13 protein-coding genes are annotated in these 13,750 nt (G+C 72.2%); 8 read left to right on the top strand and 5 right to left on the bottom strand.

Annotated elements, in window-relative coordinates:
- Window positions 1-132: 132 nt before the first annotated feature.
- Window positions 133-1,230: a hypothetical protein gene (locus AAH991_RS17025; protein WP_346226805.1), complete on the top strand. Its 1,098-nt coding sequence runs from the start codon at window positions 133-135 to the stop codon at window positions 1,228-1,230.
- A 50-nt stretch (window positions 1,231-1,280) separates the two neighbouring features.
- Here AAH991_RS17025 and recD2 read toward each other — a convergent pair whose 3' ends face one another.
- Window positions 1,281-3,536: an SF1B family DNA helicase RecD2 gene (gene recD2, locus AAH991_RS17030; protein ID WP_346226806.1), complete on the bottom strand. Its 2,256-nt coding sequence runs from the start codon at window positions 3,534-3,536 to the stop codon at window positions 1,281-1,283.
- 108 nt (window positions 3,537-3,644) lie between these two features.
- On the bottom strand, window positions 3,645-4,481 hold the full coding sequence (locus AAH991_RS17035) for an SDR family oxidoreductase (protein WP_346226807.1): 837 nt from the start codon (window positions 4,479-4,481) through the stop codon (window positions 3,645-3,647).
- A 422-nt stretch (window positions 4,482-4,903) separates the two neighbouring features.
- Here AAH991_RS17035 and AAH991_RS17040 point away from each other — a divergent pair, with 422 nt between their 5' ends.
- Window positions 4,904-5,488, top strand: a complete 585-nt coding sequence (locus AAH991_RS17040) for a dihydrofolate reductase family protein (RefSeq protein WP_346226808.1) — start codon at window positions 4,904-4,906, stop codon at window positions 5,486-5,488.
- Between the two features lie 53 nt (window positions 5,489-5,541).
- Here AAH991_RS17040 and AAH991_RS17045 read toward each other — a convergent pair whose 3' ends face one another.
- Entirely contained in the window at window positions 5,542-6,549 is a 1,008-nt protein-coding gene (locus AAH991_RS17045; RefSeq protein ID WP_346226809.1) for an RNA polymerase subunit sigma-70, read from the bottom strand.
- A 148-nt stretch (window positions 6,550-6,697) separates the two neighbouring features.
- Entirely contained in the window at window positions 6,698-7,288 is a 591-nt protein-coding gene (locus tag AAH991_RS17050) for a TetR/AcrR family transcriptional regulator (protein ID WP_346226810.1), read from the bottom strand.
- A gap of 226 nt (window positions 7,289-7,514) precedes the next feature.
- On the opposite strand from AAH991_RS17050, the gene AAH991_RS17055 reads away from it, so the two are divergent.
- The gene (locus AAH991_RS17055; RefSeq protein WP_346226811.1) at window positions 7,515-8,360 is read left to right on the top strand and encodes an LLM class flavin-dependent oxidoreductase; all 846 of its coding nucleotides are present in this window, start codon (window positions 7,515-7,517) and stop codon (window positions 8,358-8,360) included.
- 26 nt (window positions 8,361-8,386) lie between these two features.
- A complete protein-coding gene (locus AAH991_RS17060) occupies window positions 8,387-9,301 on the top strand; it encodes an alpha/beta hydrolase family protein (protein WP_346226845.1) in 915 nt (304 codons plus the stop codon).
- A gap of 49 nt (window positions 9,302-9,350) precedes the next feature.
- Here the strand turns inward: AAH991_RS17060 and AAH991_RS17065 are convergent, their stop codons facing one another.
- Window positions 9,351-10,112, bottom strand: coding sequence for an SDR family oxidoreductase (locus AAH991_RS17065; protein ID WP_346226812.1), 762 nt, complete (start codon window positions 10,110-10,112; stop codon window positions 9,351-9,353).
- Window positions 10,113-10,440: 328 nt separating this feature from the next.
- Here AAH991_RS17065 and AAH991_RS17070 point away from each other — a divergent pair, with 328 nt between their 5' ends.
- The 4 genes from AAH991_RS17070 (at window position 10,441) to AAH991_RS17085 (ending at window position 13,726) form a co-directional block, all read left to right on the top strand.
- Window positions 10,441-10,941, top strand: coding sequence for an MmyB family transcriptional regulator (locus AAH991_RS17070; protein WP_346226813.1), 501 nt, complete (start codon window positions 10,441-10,443; stop codon window positions 10,939-10,941).
- Between the two features lie 36 nt (window positions 10,942-10,977).
- On the top strand, window positions 10,978-11,415 hold the full coding sequence (locus AAH991_RS17075) for a MarR family winged helix-turn-helix transcriptional regulator (RefSeq protein ID WP_346226814.1): 438 nt from the start codon (window positions 10,978-10,980) through the stop codon (window positions 11,413-11,415).
- Window positions 11,412-12,257, top strand: coding sequence for an alpha/beta fold hydrolase (locus AAH991_RS17080; RefSeq protein ID WP_346226815.1), 846 nt, complete (start codon window positions 11,412-11,414; stop codon window positions 12,255-12,257). The genes AAH991_RS17075 and AAH991_RS17080 overlap by 4 nt, the downstream gene beginning before the upstream one ends.
- Before the next feature lie 116 nt (window positions 12,258-12,373).
- Entirely contained in the window at window positions 12,374-13,726 is a 1,353-nt protein-coding gene (locus tag AAH991_RS17085; protein ID WP_346226816.1) for a serine hydrolase domain-containing protein, read from the top strand.
- The last annotated feature ends 24 nt before the right edge of the window (window positions 13,727-13,750 follow it).

The raw sequence follows: 13,750 nt of genomic DNA on the forward strand, positions 1-13,750 counted from the left end.
GCCGGGCCGGGCCGCGTGGTGGCAGGGTGACGCGGCCCGCGTCCCCTGCCGCCGATGGCCGGGCACGACCCGCCGGGCCACCGCCGGCGCGGCCTCTCGCACGACTACCGCATCGCCCGTCATGGAGGACACATGCGCCTGTTACGAACCATGGTCATCCGGATACTGCTGATGTGCGCGGTGGCCGCCGCGGCGACCGTCGCCGGGGCGGGGGCCGCGAACGCGGCGGTTCCCGACGTGTGGGGATTCGCCTACGTCAACACGACATCCGGCGTGCCGAGCCCGGCCTACCAGGCGGGCAGCTGGGCGCCCGGGCCGACGGTCGGCGTCACCTCCGGCGGCCCCGGTGAGTACTTCGTGCGCTTCCCGAGGATCGGCATCCCCCGGGGCGGGATCGCGCACGTGACCGCCATCTCGCAGTCGCCGGAATGGTGCCAGATCGAGAAGTGGTGGCAGGACGGCCCGGACGAGGTGGTGGCGGTGCGGTGCACGCTGTACGGCGGCGGGCACCACGCGCAGACGTTGTTCTCCATCGTCTTCGCCTCCAGCAGCGGGGCGCTGGCCTCGGCGAGCCAGGCGTACGGCTACGTCTACTGGGACGGCGGATCCATCGCCTCCCACTACAACTCGGCGCTCGCCGCCAACTCCGTCGTCCACACGGGCACCGGGGCCTGGACGGTCGTGCTGCCCGGGCTCGGCTCGGCCGTGCAGGCGGGCAACATCCAGGTCACCGCGGTCGACTCGGGCCGGGCGGCGCGGTGCAAGGTCGGGGCCTGGGACTGGTCCAAGGACGCCCAGAAGATCCGGGTGCTGTGCCACGACGCGACCAACGTGCCGCTCGACACCGGCTGGACCCTCACCTACCAGCGGCAGCGGGCGATCATGGGGGCGGCGGTGCCGCCGAAGTACTTCGCCTACACCTTCGACAACGACCCGGCCACCCCCGGGCCGTACGCGCCCGCCCCCGCCGGGGTCAACTACAACTACACCGGCGCGGTCAACACCCTGACGAGGACCGCGACCGGCCGGCGCTGGGTGGCGTTCCCCTCGGTCGGAGTGCTGCCGAGCAACGTGCAGGTCACCGCGTACGGCCCCGGGCCGGAGTTCTGCAACCTGGTGACGTTGTGGGTCACGGCCGGCTCCGACGTCCACGTCCGCGACGTCTTCTGTTACAAGGGGAACGTCAAGGTCGACTCCCCGTCGCTGGTGACCTACACCTCGCAGTACTGACACGGCCGGGCGGCGCGCGCCGGCCAGGACACGCGGAACAGGGCCGCTGGTCAGGGCACGCGGAGGCGGTGGGTCAGCCCCGTGTGGCGGCGGCCCGCCCCCCGCGTGCGCACCGCCTGGCCGAGCGCCCGCCGCGACCCGACGACGACCACGAGCTTCTTGGCCCGGGTGATGGCGGTGTAGAGCAGGTTGCGCTGCAGCATCATCCAGGCGCTGGTGGCCAGCGGGATGACCACCGCCGGATACTCGCTGCCCTGGGAGCGGTGGATGCTGACCGCGTAGGCGTGGGCGAGTTCGTCGAGCTCGTCGAAGGAGTAGTCGACGTTCTCGTCCTCGTCGGTCAGCACGGTCAGCTTGCTCTCCTCGGGGGTGATGGCGGTGACCACGCCGACCGTGCCGTTGAACACCCCCGCCGCGCCCTTGTCGTAGTTGTTGCGCAGCTGGGTGACCTTGTCGCCGACGCGGAAGACCCGCCCGCCGTACCGGCGCTCGGGCATGCCCTCGCGGGCGGGGGTCAGCGCCTCCTGCAGGGCGATGTTGAGCGCTCCCGCGCCGGCCGCGCCGCGGTGCATGGGCGCGAGCACCTGTACGTCCCTGCGCGGGTTGAGGCCGAACTTCCTCGGAATGCGCCGGGCCACCACGTCCACCGTCAGCGCGGCGATCTCCTCGGGTTCCTCGCAGGGGAACAGGAAGAAGTCGGGGAACTCGCGGACCAGCGGCTGCTGCCCGGTGTTGACGCGGTGGGCGTTGACGACCACGCCGGACTCCTGGGCCTGCCGGAAGATCTGCGTCAGGCGCACCCGGGGGATGGCGGGGGCGGCCAGCAGGTCGCGCAGCACCTCTCCGGCGCCGACCGAGGGAAGCTGGTCGACGTCGCCGACGAACAGCAGGTGCGCTCCCGGGGCGACGGCCTTGGCGAGCTTGTTGGCCAGCAGCAGGTCGAGCATGGACGCCTCGTCCACCACGACCAGGTCGGCGTCGAGGGGGTTGTCGCGGTCGAAGGTGGCGTCCCCGCCGGGGCGCAGCTGGAGCAGCCGGTGCACGGTGGTCGCCTCGTGCCCGGTCAGCTCCGCCAGCCGCTTGGCCGCACGGCCGGTCGGGGCGGCCAGGATGACCTTGGCCCGCTTCGCGCGGGCGAGGGTCACCACCGAGCGCACGGTGAAGCTCTTGCCGCAGCCGGGGCCGCCGGTCAGCACCGCGACCTTCTCGGTCAGCGCGAGCCGTACGGCCTGGGCCTGCTCGGGCGCGAGGTCGGCGCCGGTCCGGCCGCGCAGCCAGTCGAGGGCGGCCGGCCAGTCGACGTCCGCGAACACGCCGAGCCGGTCGTGCCCGGCGGTCAGCAGGGTGCGCAGCGTGCCGGCCAGCGACAGCTCGGCGCGGTGGAAGGGGACGAGGTAGATCGCGGGGACGGTGCTCTCGCCGTCGTCCCCGTTCTGTTCGCCGTTCCCCCTGGCCGGGATCTCCTCGCGGACCACGCCCTCCTCGGCCACCAGCTCCTCCAGGCAGGCCGTGGTCAGGTCGGCCGGCACCTCGAGGATCTTCACGGCGTCGGCCACCAGATTGGGCGCGGGCAGGAAGCAGTGGCCGTCGTCGGCGGCCTGGGACAACGTGTAGCGCAGCCCGGCCTTGACCCGCTCGGGGCTGTCGTGCGGAATGCCCACGGCCTGCGCGATGGTGTCGGCCGTCTTGAAGCCGATGCCCCACACGTCGTCGGCGAGCCGGTAGGGCTCCTTGCGGACCACGTCGATGGAGTCCTCGCCGTACTGCTTGAAGATGCGCACGGCGATGGAGGTGGACACCCCGACGCCCTGCAGGAAGATCATCACCTCTTTGATGATCTTCTGCTCCTCCCAGGCCGCGGCGATCATCTTGGTCCGTTTGGGCCCGAGGCCGGGGACCTCGACCAGCCGCTTCGGCTCCTCCTCGATGACCCGCAGCGTGTCGGTGCCGAAATGGTCCACGATCCGCTCGGCCATCTTCGGGCCGATGCCTTTGATCAGGCCGGAGCCGAGGTAGCGCTGGATGCCCTGGATCGTCGCCGGCAGGACCGTGGTGTACGACCAGACCTCGAACTGCCTGCCGTACTTGGGGTGGGAGCCCCAACGGCCGGTGAGGCGCAGCGACTCCCCCACCTGCGCCCCGAGCAGGGGCCCGACGACGGTCAGCAGCTCGGTGCCCGACCGTTCGGTGGCGACCCTGGCGATCGTGTAGCCGGTCTCCTCGTTGGCATACGTGATCCGCTCCAGTACGGCGTCGAGCTGCACGCCGGGCGGCCTGCCCGCGGCGCCTCCGGGAGGATTCGTCATGGGTCGCATTGTCTCCCACCCGGCGGGGCCCACCCGACCGCTACCGGTCGGGTGGGGACGGGCCGTCCCCGGCCTGCCGGCGGGCCGGGGACGGCGTTCCCGCGGGTGCTACCCGGTGAAGTCCGCGGCGTGGTCGCGGGCCCAGGTGGCGAAGGTGCGCGGAGCGTGGCCGGTGACCTGCTCGACGACGTCGGTCAGCGGCACGGGGCGGCCGTCGTTGGCCCGCCAGTAGGCGAGCAGCGCGTCGGCGTACGGACCGGGGATGTAGCCGGCCATCTCCTTCTTCCATTCCCCGGGAGTGACGTGGCCGACGGTGATGGGCCGCCCGGTGACCTCGGCGAGCCGCTCGATCTGTTGGGTGAACGTGAGGCTCTCCGGGCCGGTCGGATGCAGGCACCGGCCCTGGTGGCGCGGGTCGGTGAGCACGGTGAAGGCCACCTCGGCGAGGTCCCGTTCGTGGACGGGGTCGGTGTGCGCGCCCGGGTAGGGCAGGCTCACCGGGCTTCCGGCCCTGATGGACCAGGCCCAGGCGCCCGCGTTGCCGGCGAAGGAGCCGGGGCGCAGGATCGTGGTGGTCAGCGGTGCGGCGAGCAGCGCGGTCTCGACGTCGAGGTGCGACTTGGCCAGCGGATCGCCGGCCGCGCCGGGGTTCAGCACGGCGGCGGACGACAGCAGGACCACGTGCTCGACGCCGGCCGTGACGGCGGCGTCGGTGAACTCCGCGATGTGCGAGGCCTCGGCGTACAGGAAGACCTCCCTGACGCCGGCGAGGGCGGCCGGAAAGGTCGCGGGATCGGTGAGGTCGCAGCTGACGGCGGTGACGCCGGCCGGCGCCCGCAGCCGCCCGGGGTCGCTGGAGGCCACGCGTACGGCGCGTCCGGCCTGAAGCAGCAGGGTCAGCAGGTGGGTGGCGACCGCGCCGCGGCCTCCGGTGACGAGAATCATGGGAATGCTCCTGTGAACGGTACGAATGTAGGTGCGGATGCCTTCCGGGAACGGGGCAGGTTCAGCGGGCGTGGGCTCCACGGCGCGCGGGCAGCGGGATGCTCATCGCGCATGCGGCGGACGCCGACGGGAAGATCGCCCATGTGGGCGGAGACAGAGGTGAGGACATGGCGGGGCAGACTCTCCACTGAGAGATCCAGACAGCCTGTACCGAGGCTGTCGTGCCGGCCAGATGTCCCGGCACGCCCGCAAATGAGCGCCGCACCTTACGATCAAGAAGCTACCACGGCCGGGGCCGAGACCCGCCACCGAGATCTCCCTTGTGATGTGTCCGCGAACTCCGCGTCGGCGGGGACGCGATTAGGTTTCCGCGCCGCGCCCGTCTGTACAGGTTGAGAATCGACTCACGGGAGGCCGGCACTGTGCGGAAACTGATCTTCGGCATGAACGTGACCCTGGACGGCTACATCGCCGCGACCGGCGACGACATCGGCTGGAGTGGCGGGGACGGACCGGACTCATCGCCGAGCGCCGAGCTGTTCCAGTGGTGGTACGACCAGATGCGGGCGAGCGAACTGTCACTGTACGGGCGCAAGCTGTGGGAAACGATGAGCTCCCACTGGCCGACCGGCGACCGGCAGCCCGACGCCACCCCGGCGGAGATCGCGTTCGCGCGCCTCTGGCGGGACATGCCGAAAGTGGTGTTCTCATCGACGATCGACACGGTCGGCTGGAACACCCGCCTGGTCGCCGGCGACGCGGTCGCCGAGATCGCCCGGCTCAGGGCCGAGGACGGCGGCCCGATGGACATCGGCGGCGCGACGCTCGCCGGGGCGGCCATGCGGGCCGGGCTGATCGACGAGTACGTGCTGGTCACCGTGCCGGTCCTGGTGGGCGGCGGCACGCCGTTCTTCACCGCGCTGGACAGCTGGGTGAACCTGAAGCTGGTCGAGACGCGCACATTTCCCGGCGGCGTGGTGCTGACCCGATACGAGACGAGGCGATGAGCACGGGCCGAAGGCCCGTGCTCATCGCTCGTCGACGATGGGGACTTGTCCGATCACAGCGTCGGGGGCAGGCCCAGCCATGGTTTGCCGGCGGCGTCGAATCCGGTGAGTTCGGCGATCTCGCCGTCGACGATGCGCAGGACCGCGATGGCGAACAAACGGTATTCCGGGTCGTCGGGGGTGCGGAGATACAGGGCGGCGGCAGGCATGCGGTTGACCGTCGTGGCGACGCCGCGCCAGTCGTCGTGGCCGCGCCGGAAGAGCCCACCGGAGACCCAGCCGTCCACCGCGTCCTTGGCCGTGACGGTCACGGTGCCCGGGTCGGGCAGCATCGCGAAGCGCAGGTCGTCGCGCAGCAGGGCCGTCAGCCCGTCGAGGTCGTTGCGCTCATGGGCGTTCATATACGACTTCACCACGCCGCGCTCGTCATCCGACAGCTCGTGTGTGGTGGGGCTCCGCCAGTCGAGGCGGCGGCCGGGCAGCTGCTCGCGCATCGTCACGCGCGCCCGCTGCAGTGCGCTGGTCGCCGAGGCGACGGTCAGCTCGAGGGCGTCGGCGGCCTTCGACGCCGGCCACCCGAGGACGTCGCGCATGATGAACACCGCCCGCTGCCGCGGCGGCAGGTGCTGGACGGCGACGATCAACGCCAGCTCGATCGTCTCCCGCGCCACCACCGATTCCTGCGGGTCCTCCGGGAGCATCCGGTCCGGGTAGGGCTGCAGGTAGTGCACTTGCGAGCCCGCGCCCGGCAGCTCGGCGGGGACGGGTGTCCGGTCGTCGCGTCTGTCCAGGAAGTCGAGGCAGGCGTTCGTCGCGATCCGGTACAGCCAGGTCCGCAGCGCGGCGTGGCCCTTGAACGACTCCCGTTTGTGCCACGCCCGCAGGAACGTCTCCTGCGTCATGTCCTGGGCGTCCTCGTAGTTCGCGAGCATCCGGTAGCAGTGCACCTGCAGCTCACGCCGGTAGCGCTCCGTGACGAGCGCGAAGTGCGCCGCGTCGTTCGAGCGGGCCGCCGCGATGAACGCGGCCTCGTCGTCGCCCGGCAATTTGGCGTCGGTCATGGTCGTCGATCCTTCCGCTGGTGGCGAGGGGCTACCAGAACTGACGACGTGGCGGAGGATTTCTGAGCGGTGAAGCCGCTGACACCGGACCGCCGCAACTCACGCGCCTGCGCCGGCTCGCCCGCCGATACACCCGCGCGACCAACCGCTAGCGGGGCAGGCGCAGTCCTGCGATGAGGATCCCGGCCAGCCGGCGCGCGTCGTAGCGGGGATCACTGTCCGCGCCGATGCAGAGGTTCCCGACGCCGCGCATGAGTTCGATGGCCTCGATGTCGGAGCGGATCTCGCCGGCGGCGGCCGCGGCGTCGAGCAACCCGGCGCACACGGGCACGAGCCGGTCGAGGAAGTAGGCGTGCAGCGTCTCGAAGCCCGCGCTGTCGGAGCGCAGCACGGCGGCCAGGCCGTGCTTGGTGACCAGGAAGTCGACGAAGAGGTCGATCCATCGCCCGAGCGCGGCGTACGGGGTCTCGGCGGCCGTCAGCAGGGCGGGCCCGGCCTCGGCGCACGCCTCGACCTGGTGCCGGTAGACGGCGATGATGAGGTCCGCCCGCGTCGGGAAGTGGCGGTAGATCGTGGCCGTCCCCACGCCGGCCTTGGCCGCGATGTCACGTACCGGGGCATCCACGCCCGAGGTCACGAAGACCGCGGCGGCCGCGTCGAGCAGGGCCTTCTCGTTGCGCCGGGCGTCCGCACGCCTGGGCCGGGCCGCAGGCGCCGCGCCCGGGTCGTTGCCGTTCATCGTCGTTCCCTCCGCCGCCGGGCTTGCTAAACGGGACACTGTTCCGTATCGTCAAACGGGACATCGTCCCGCTTGTTCATCCTGCCAGATCAGCGGCCCGGTCACCAAGAGCACGCCGCCATGCTCCGGTCGCGATACGCCGTGCGTGCCCACCTTCTCCCCATGTCGGCGCCGAAAGGACCAAAAAACTCCGATGCCTACCACCTCCCAACCTCGTTTCGGGATCATGACCGCTCCGCAGCAGGTCGGCTACCACGACGTCCTGCGGGTCTGGCGCGAGGCCGACACGATCCCCGAGATCGAGCACGCGTGGCTGTTCGATCACCTCATGCCGATCGGCGGCGACCCGGACGGGCCCGCCTACGAAGGCTGGACGCTGCTGTCGGCGCTCGCCGCGCAGACCCGCCGGCTGCGCCTCGGCGTGCTCGTGACCAGCAACCGCTTCCGGCCGCCGGCGATGCTGGCCAAGATCGCCGCGACCGTCGACGCGGTCTCCGGCGGGCGGCTCGACTTCGGCATCGGCGCCGGTTCGCGGCCGAGCCACCCTCTGGCCCGCCGCGAGTACGACGCGCACGGCCTGCCCTTCCATGACGCCGCCCACGCCGTGGAGAGCCTCGCCGAGGCGTGCGCGGTCATCCGGCGGTTGTGGACCGAGACCGAACCGTTCGACTTCCACGGCGCCCACGTCCGGCTCAGCGGGGCGTTCTGCAACCCCAAGCCCGTCCAGCGCCCCCACCCGCCGATCCTCATCGGCGGGCGGTCGAGCCCGACGCTGCGCGTGGTCGCCGAGCACGCCGACATCTGGAACATCCCCGGCGGCGGCGACATCCACGACGTCGCCGGTCGCAGCGCCCTGCTGGACCGCTACTGCGCGGAGATCGGCCGCGACCCCGCCTCCATCACCCGCTCGATCCATCTGCCCGTCTCCTACGACCGGCCCGCCGCGACCCGGGACGCGATCGGCGAGGCGCTCGACGCCGGATTCCGGCACATCGTCCTCGGACTGCCGGCGCCCTATCCCACCGGCGTCGCGCGGTGGGTCGCCGACGAACTCATCCCCGCGAACAGCTGAAGGACAATCCTGTGAACGAATCGCTCATGACCATCGGCGCGCCCACCCCGGTCGTCTCGGTGAAGCCGGTGGCGCTGCCGGCCCCCGGCCGTGGCCAGGACCTGCACGTACGGGTGTCCGCCCCCACGACCGGGCACGACCTGCCGGTCGTCGTCTTCTCGCACGGCTTCGGCGAGTCGCTCGACGGTTACGCCCCCCTGGCCGACTTCTGGACCGCGCACGGCTTCGCGGTGATCCAGCCCACCCACCTCGACTCCAGGACGCTGGACCTTCCCCCCGACGATCCCCGTACGCCGCTCATCTGGCGGTCGCGGGTCGAGGACCTCAAGCGCGTCCTCGACCGGCTCGACCTTCTGGAAGACGCCGTCCCCGGCCTCGCCGGGCGGCTCGACCACGGCCGCATCGCCGTCGCCGGGCACTCCTGGGGCGCGCAGACGGCGAGCATGCTGCTGGGCGCGCGGGTCCTCGACGCCGAGGGCGTGCCGGGAGAGGACCTGTCCGACCCTCGCGTCACGGCCGGGGTGCTGCTCGCCGTACCCGGCAGGGGCGGAGCGGACCTGACGCCGTTCGCCGCCGAGCACTTCCCGTTCATGAACCCGGGCTTCGCGGAGATGACCACCCCGGCTCTCGTGGTCGCGGGCGACAAGGACCAGTCCCTGCTGTCGGTACGCGGACCGGACTGGTTCACCGACGCCTACCACATGAGCCCGGCCGGCAAGAGCCTGCTCACCCTGTTCGGAGCCGAACACTCGCTCGGCGGGATCTCCGGATACGCCGTCACGGAGACGACGGACGAGAGCCCCGAACGCGTCGCCCTGCTGCGGACGGTCACCTGGGCCTACCTCCGCCACGCCCTCGGCATCGAGGACTCCGCGTGGTCGGCGGCGCGCACGGCCCTGGCCGACGGCGCCCATCAGCTGGGCCGGCTCGAATCCCGGTGAGCCCCGGCCGACGCGCCCGCGGCCCCTCCGTCCCGAGCGGCCGTCGTGCCTACTGACGGCCCGTAAGCATCGCGAGCGCCTGCGACCGCTGGGCGACCAGATCGGCGTAGGTGCCGTCGCGCTCGGCCCACCGGTGCATCAGCACGCCCTCGACGAGGATCTCGTGCGGGGTGGGCGTGATCTGGAGCAGGTCCATCACCTCGGTGACGAACGCGGTCAGATCGAGCGCGCGGGGGTTGCGCCGAACCTGCTCCGGCGTGGTGGCGACCGCCGGGGGGACGAGCTCGGCCACCTCGATGCCCGTGCCGTCCAGTTGCGCGCGCAACGCCTCGGAGTAGGCGTGCACGCCGGCCTTTGAAGCCGCGTAGGTCGGCATGACCGGGAACGGCAGGAACCCGATACCGGAGGTGACGGTGATGATGGTGCCCGCGCCGCGCCCGACCAGGCGCGGGGTGAACGCGTCGATGACGCGGATGGTGCCGAGGAGGTTGGTGTCGATCATCTGCTGCGCGGCAGCGAAGTGCGCGGGATCGCGCAGGTCCTCGGGTATCCCGATGCCGGACATTGTCACGATCGTGTCGAGGCCCGGGTGGCCACGGAGGATCGAGTCGCGGGCATGATCGACGCTGTCCTGGTCGGTCACGTCGATGGGGACGGCGCCGAACCCCTCGGCTCGGAGCCGGTCGAGCACGTCGGCTCGCCGGCCGCCGGCGATCACGGAGCTGCCGGCTGCGGCGAAGCGGCGAGCGAGCTCGAGACCGATTCCCGAGGTGGCGCCGGTGATGAAGACGGTGCGATCGGTGATGTCCATGAAGTACTCCTGCTCGGAATGCGCCGGTCGGCGACAGGCCGGTGGGCGCGGTCGGGGACGTTCGGGGTCGCGGTTCCCGCCGGCCGCGCGTCACGGGACGACAGGCCGCGCGTCGCCGCTTCCGGCTCCTCCGCCGCGCGGCGACGCTGTCAGTGTCGGTCCGCTCTCCTGCCGGAGGCAGTGCCCCCGCCTTCCGGGGTCCTGTCAGGGCCCTCCTCGGCCGCAAGGGCCGAAAATACGATGGCGAATACAGGAATACCTCCTCGGCCTGGCCGCCGCGCGTCCCGGGCCCCGGCGGCGCAGGAAGCCCGAGCGTGTCCCCGCACGGTTGCACCAGCTCCTGGCGAGCGTGCAGGTTCCCGCCTTCGTGGAGGGCCGCGCGTTCGACGTGCTCGCGTCCAACCGGCTCGCGGTCGCCTTCTCTCCGCGTCTCCGGCCCGGGTACAACCGTCTGCGGTCCCTGCTGCTGGATCCCGAGGAGCAGGCGTTCCAGCAGAACTGGACGCGCGCCGCGGAAGGCTTCATCGCCGCCTTCAGGAAGTCCGCCGGGTACGACGTCGACGATCCCCGGTTCGTGGACCTGGTGGGCGAGCTCGCCCTGTCGAGTGAGCGATTCCGTACCCTCTGGGCGCGCCACGACATCCGCGACATCGAGGGCGGCACCACCACCGTGAACCATCCCGTCGTCGGCGAGCTGCGCCTGCACCGGGACAAGCTCCCCGTGGACGACCTGATCCTGGTCCTCTACTACGCCGATCAGGGCAGCGAAAGCGATGAGAAACTCCGCCTCCTCGCCTCCGTTTCCCAGGGAACGGCGACATCCCTTTAACTTGCCTTGGCTAAGTTAGCATGTTAAATTATGGGCATGGAGCGAAACCTGAGCCTCAACCTGCATGTGCTCACCGCCCGGCTGGACCGCGCCGCCGACCGGCTCCTCCGGGCGGAGCACGACATCTCCTACAGCCGCTTTCTGGCGCTGACCCTGGTGGGCGAACTGGGGGCCTCGACGCAGCGGACCCTCGCCGACTATCTCGGCGTGACCGAGCCGTCGGTCAGCCGCATGACGTCCGTCCTCGCCGCCGACGGCCTCCTCGACGTCCAGCCCGATCCCGGCGGGGGGAACCGCCGGCGGCTCAGCCTCACCGACGAGGGGAAGCGGCTGGTGGCCTCCATCCGGCAGGAGTTCGAGGACCGGCTGGCTGCGGTCGTCGCGGAGAGCGGCGTGCCGTACGCCGAGTACGCCGGGCACACCGCGCGGCTGCTGGCGACGTTCGACCGGCTGGAGCGGGAGGCGGGCAAGTGAGCCGCGACATCGACACCACACCCTTACGCCGGCACACGGCCGTCTCGGCCGACGGCACGCCGATCGCCTACCGGACGCTCGGCGCGGGCCCCGGCCTCATCCTGGTCGGCGGCAATCTCAAGACCTCCGAGGACTACCTGCCGCTGGCCTCCTCGCTGGCGAGCTCCTTCACGGTGCACGTCGTCGACCGGCGCGGACGCGGCGACAGCGGCCCCCAGGGACCCGGCTACTCCCTGGCCAGGGAAGTGGAGGACCTGCGGGCCGTCCAGGAGGCGACCGGGGCACGCCTCGCCTTCGGGCACAGCTACGGCGGGCTCGTCATCCTCGAGACCGCGCGGTCGTTCCCGCTGTTCGACCGCATCGCGGTCTACGAGCCCGGGGTGCCGTGCGCGCCCGTCCCCACCGCCTGGATGGCGCCGTTCCGGGAACGGCTGGCCGCGGGCGACGACTACGGGGCGTTCATCCACTTCATCCAGGGGTCGGGCGGCGCACCGGACTTCATGGCCAAGCTGCCGCACTGGTATCTGCGCATGGTCTTCCGCATCGCCTTCCGCGGAGCGGCCTGGCAGCGGATGCGGCCCCTGCTGGGCGCCTGCCTGGCCGAACACGAGCAGCTCGCCGCGCAGTACGGCCGGCTCCCCGAGTTCGCGGACGTCACCGCCCCGGTGCTGATCCTGGTGGGCGGCCGCAGCAAGCCCGCACATCGGGAGGAGTTCGCCATGCTGGCCGGCACCCTTCCCAGCGGCGTGCTGCGCACCGTCGACGGCCTCGATCACATGGGTCCCTCGGAACGCAAAGCCGCCCCCGCCGTGGCCGAACGGGCTCTGCCCTTCCTCCTGTGACGATCCGGGCGACCGCCGCGGCTCCGCCGGAAGGAGGGCGTGGCCTGGGCCGTCTCCGGGCCGCGGGGGCGGCGGGACGCTAACCTGGTGCGGGTCACGGAAAGGGGACGACCGGAATGGTGCTGGAGGGGACGGCCCGGGCGCTGCTGCGCAGGCTGGCGGTCGAGCAGGCGGAGGCGCGGGTGCCGTCGCTGGTGGCGGCGATCGTGCGGGGCGGCGAGATCGCCTGGTTCGGGGCGCGCGGCCGGGTGGACGGCGAACCGCCCACCCGCGACACCCAGTACCGCATCGGGTCCATCACCAAGACCCTCGTGGCGACCGTCGTCATGCGGCTGCGCGACGAGGGCAGGCTCGACCTGCTGGACCCCCTGGACAAGCACGTGCCCGGCACTCCGCTGGGCGACGTCACGGTCGCCCAGCTGCTGTCCCACAGCGGCGGGCTGACCGCGGAGTCGCCCGGCCAGTGGTGGGAGCGCACCCCGGGCGTGCCGGTGGGCGACCTGGTCGCCGCGCTCGGCCCCGAGACCGCCCGGCACCGGCCCGGCCGCCGCTACCACTACTCCAACCTCGGATTCGCCCTGCTCGGCGAACTGGTCGCGCGCAAGCGGTCGGCGCCGTGGGACGAGGCCGTACGCGAGGAGGTCCTCGAGCCGCTCGGCATGCGCGACACCACCCCGCGCCCCCGGGCGCCGCACGCCACCGGGTACGCCGTGCACCCCTGGGCCGACGCGCTGCTGCCCGAGCCCGAGAACGACCACGGCGCCATGGCCCCCGCGGGGCAGCTGTGGACCACCACCGCCGACCTGGCCCGATGGGCGGCCTTCATCGGCGGCGACACCGGCGACGTGCTGCGCCCGGCCACGGTCGCCGAGATGCGCGAGCCGGCCGTCGTCGAGGACGGCGACCTCTGGGTGCGCGGCTACGGGCTGGGCCTGCAGCTCGCCCGGCACGTCGGACCCGGCGGCCCGCGCCGGCTGGCCGGCCACAGCGGGTCGATGCCCGGCTTCCTCGCCAGTGTGTGGGCCGATCCCGCCGACGGCGTGGCCGTGCTGTGGATGGCCAACAGCACCTCGGGCATGCGCAACCTCGACACCGCCCTGCTGGACATCCTGGCCGAGCACGAGCCGCCGCTGCCGGCCGAATGGTCGCCCTCCCCGGTGGACGAGGACCTGCTGGAGCTGACCGGGCCGTGGTACTGGGGCCCCACGCCGTACGTGGTGCGGGTCCTGCCGCACCGGGGCCTGTCGCTGACCCCGGTGAGCGGGCAGGGCCGGGCCTCCCGGTTCGTCCCCCAGGCCGACGGCACCTGGCTCGGGCTCGACGGCTACTACGCCGGGGAGACCCTGCGGGTGGTCCGCTCCCCCGGCGGGGTGACCCACCTGGACCTCAACACGTTCGTCTTCACGCGTGAGCCGTACGACCCGGCGGCCCCGGTGCCGGGCGGCGTCGACCCGGCCGGCTGGCAGTGACCGGCCGGGTGACCGGTCACCCGG

Origin of the sequence: Microbispora sp. ZYX-F-249 (assembly GCF_039649665.1) — a bacterium.
Lineage (GTDB): Bacteria > Actinomycetota > Actinomycetes > Streptosporangiales > Streptosporangiaceae > Microbispora > Microbispora maris.

Coding starts and splice junctions, on each gene's coding strand:
- AAH991_RS17075 (WP_346226814.1), top strand. CDS start 10,978: ATGGAGCGAAACCTGAGCCTCAACCTGCATGTGCTCACCGCCCGGCTG.
- AAH991_RS17045 (WP_346226809.1), bottom strand. CDS start 6,549: ATGACCGACGCCAAATTGCCGGGCGACGACGAGGCCGCGTTCATCGCG.
- AAH991_RS17055 (WP_346226811.1), top strand. CDS start 7,515: ATGACCGCTCCGCAGCAGGTCGGCTACCACGACGTCCTGCGGGTCTGG.
- AAH991_RS17060 (WP_346226845.1), top strand. CDS start 8,387: ATGACCATCGGCGCGCCCACCCCGGTCGTCTCGGTGAAGCCGGTGGCG.
- recD2 (WP_346226806.1), bottom strand. CDS start 3,536: ATGACGAATCCTCCCGGAGGCGCCGCGGGCAGGCCGCCCGGCGTGCAG.
- AAH991_RS17035 (WP_346226807.1), bottom strand. CDS start 4,481: ATGATTCTCGTCACCGGAGGCCGCGGCGCGGTCGCCACCCACCTGCTG.
- AAH991_RS17025 (WP_346226805.1), top strand. CDS start 133: ATGCGCCTGTTACGAACCATGGTCATCCGGATACTGCTGATGTGCGCG.
- AAH991_RS17050 (WP_346226810.1), bottom strand. CDS start 7,288: ATGAACGGCAACGACCCGGGCGCGGCGCCTGCGGCCCGGCCCAGGCGT.
- AAH991_RS17065 (WP_346226812.1), bottom strand. CDS start 10,112: ATGGACATCACCGATCGCACCGTCTTCATCACCGGCGCCACCTCGGGA.
- AAH991_RS17085 (WP_346226816.1), top strand. CDS start 12,374: ATGGTGCTGGAGGGGACGGCCCGGGCGCTGCTGCGCAGGCTGGCGGTC.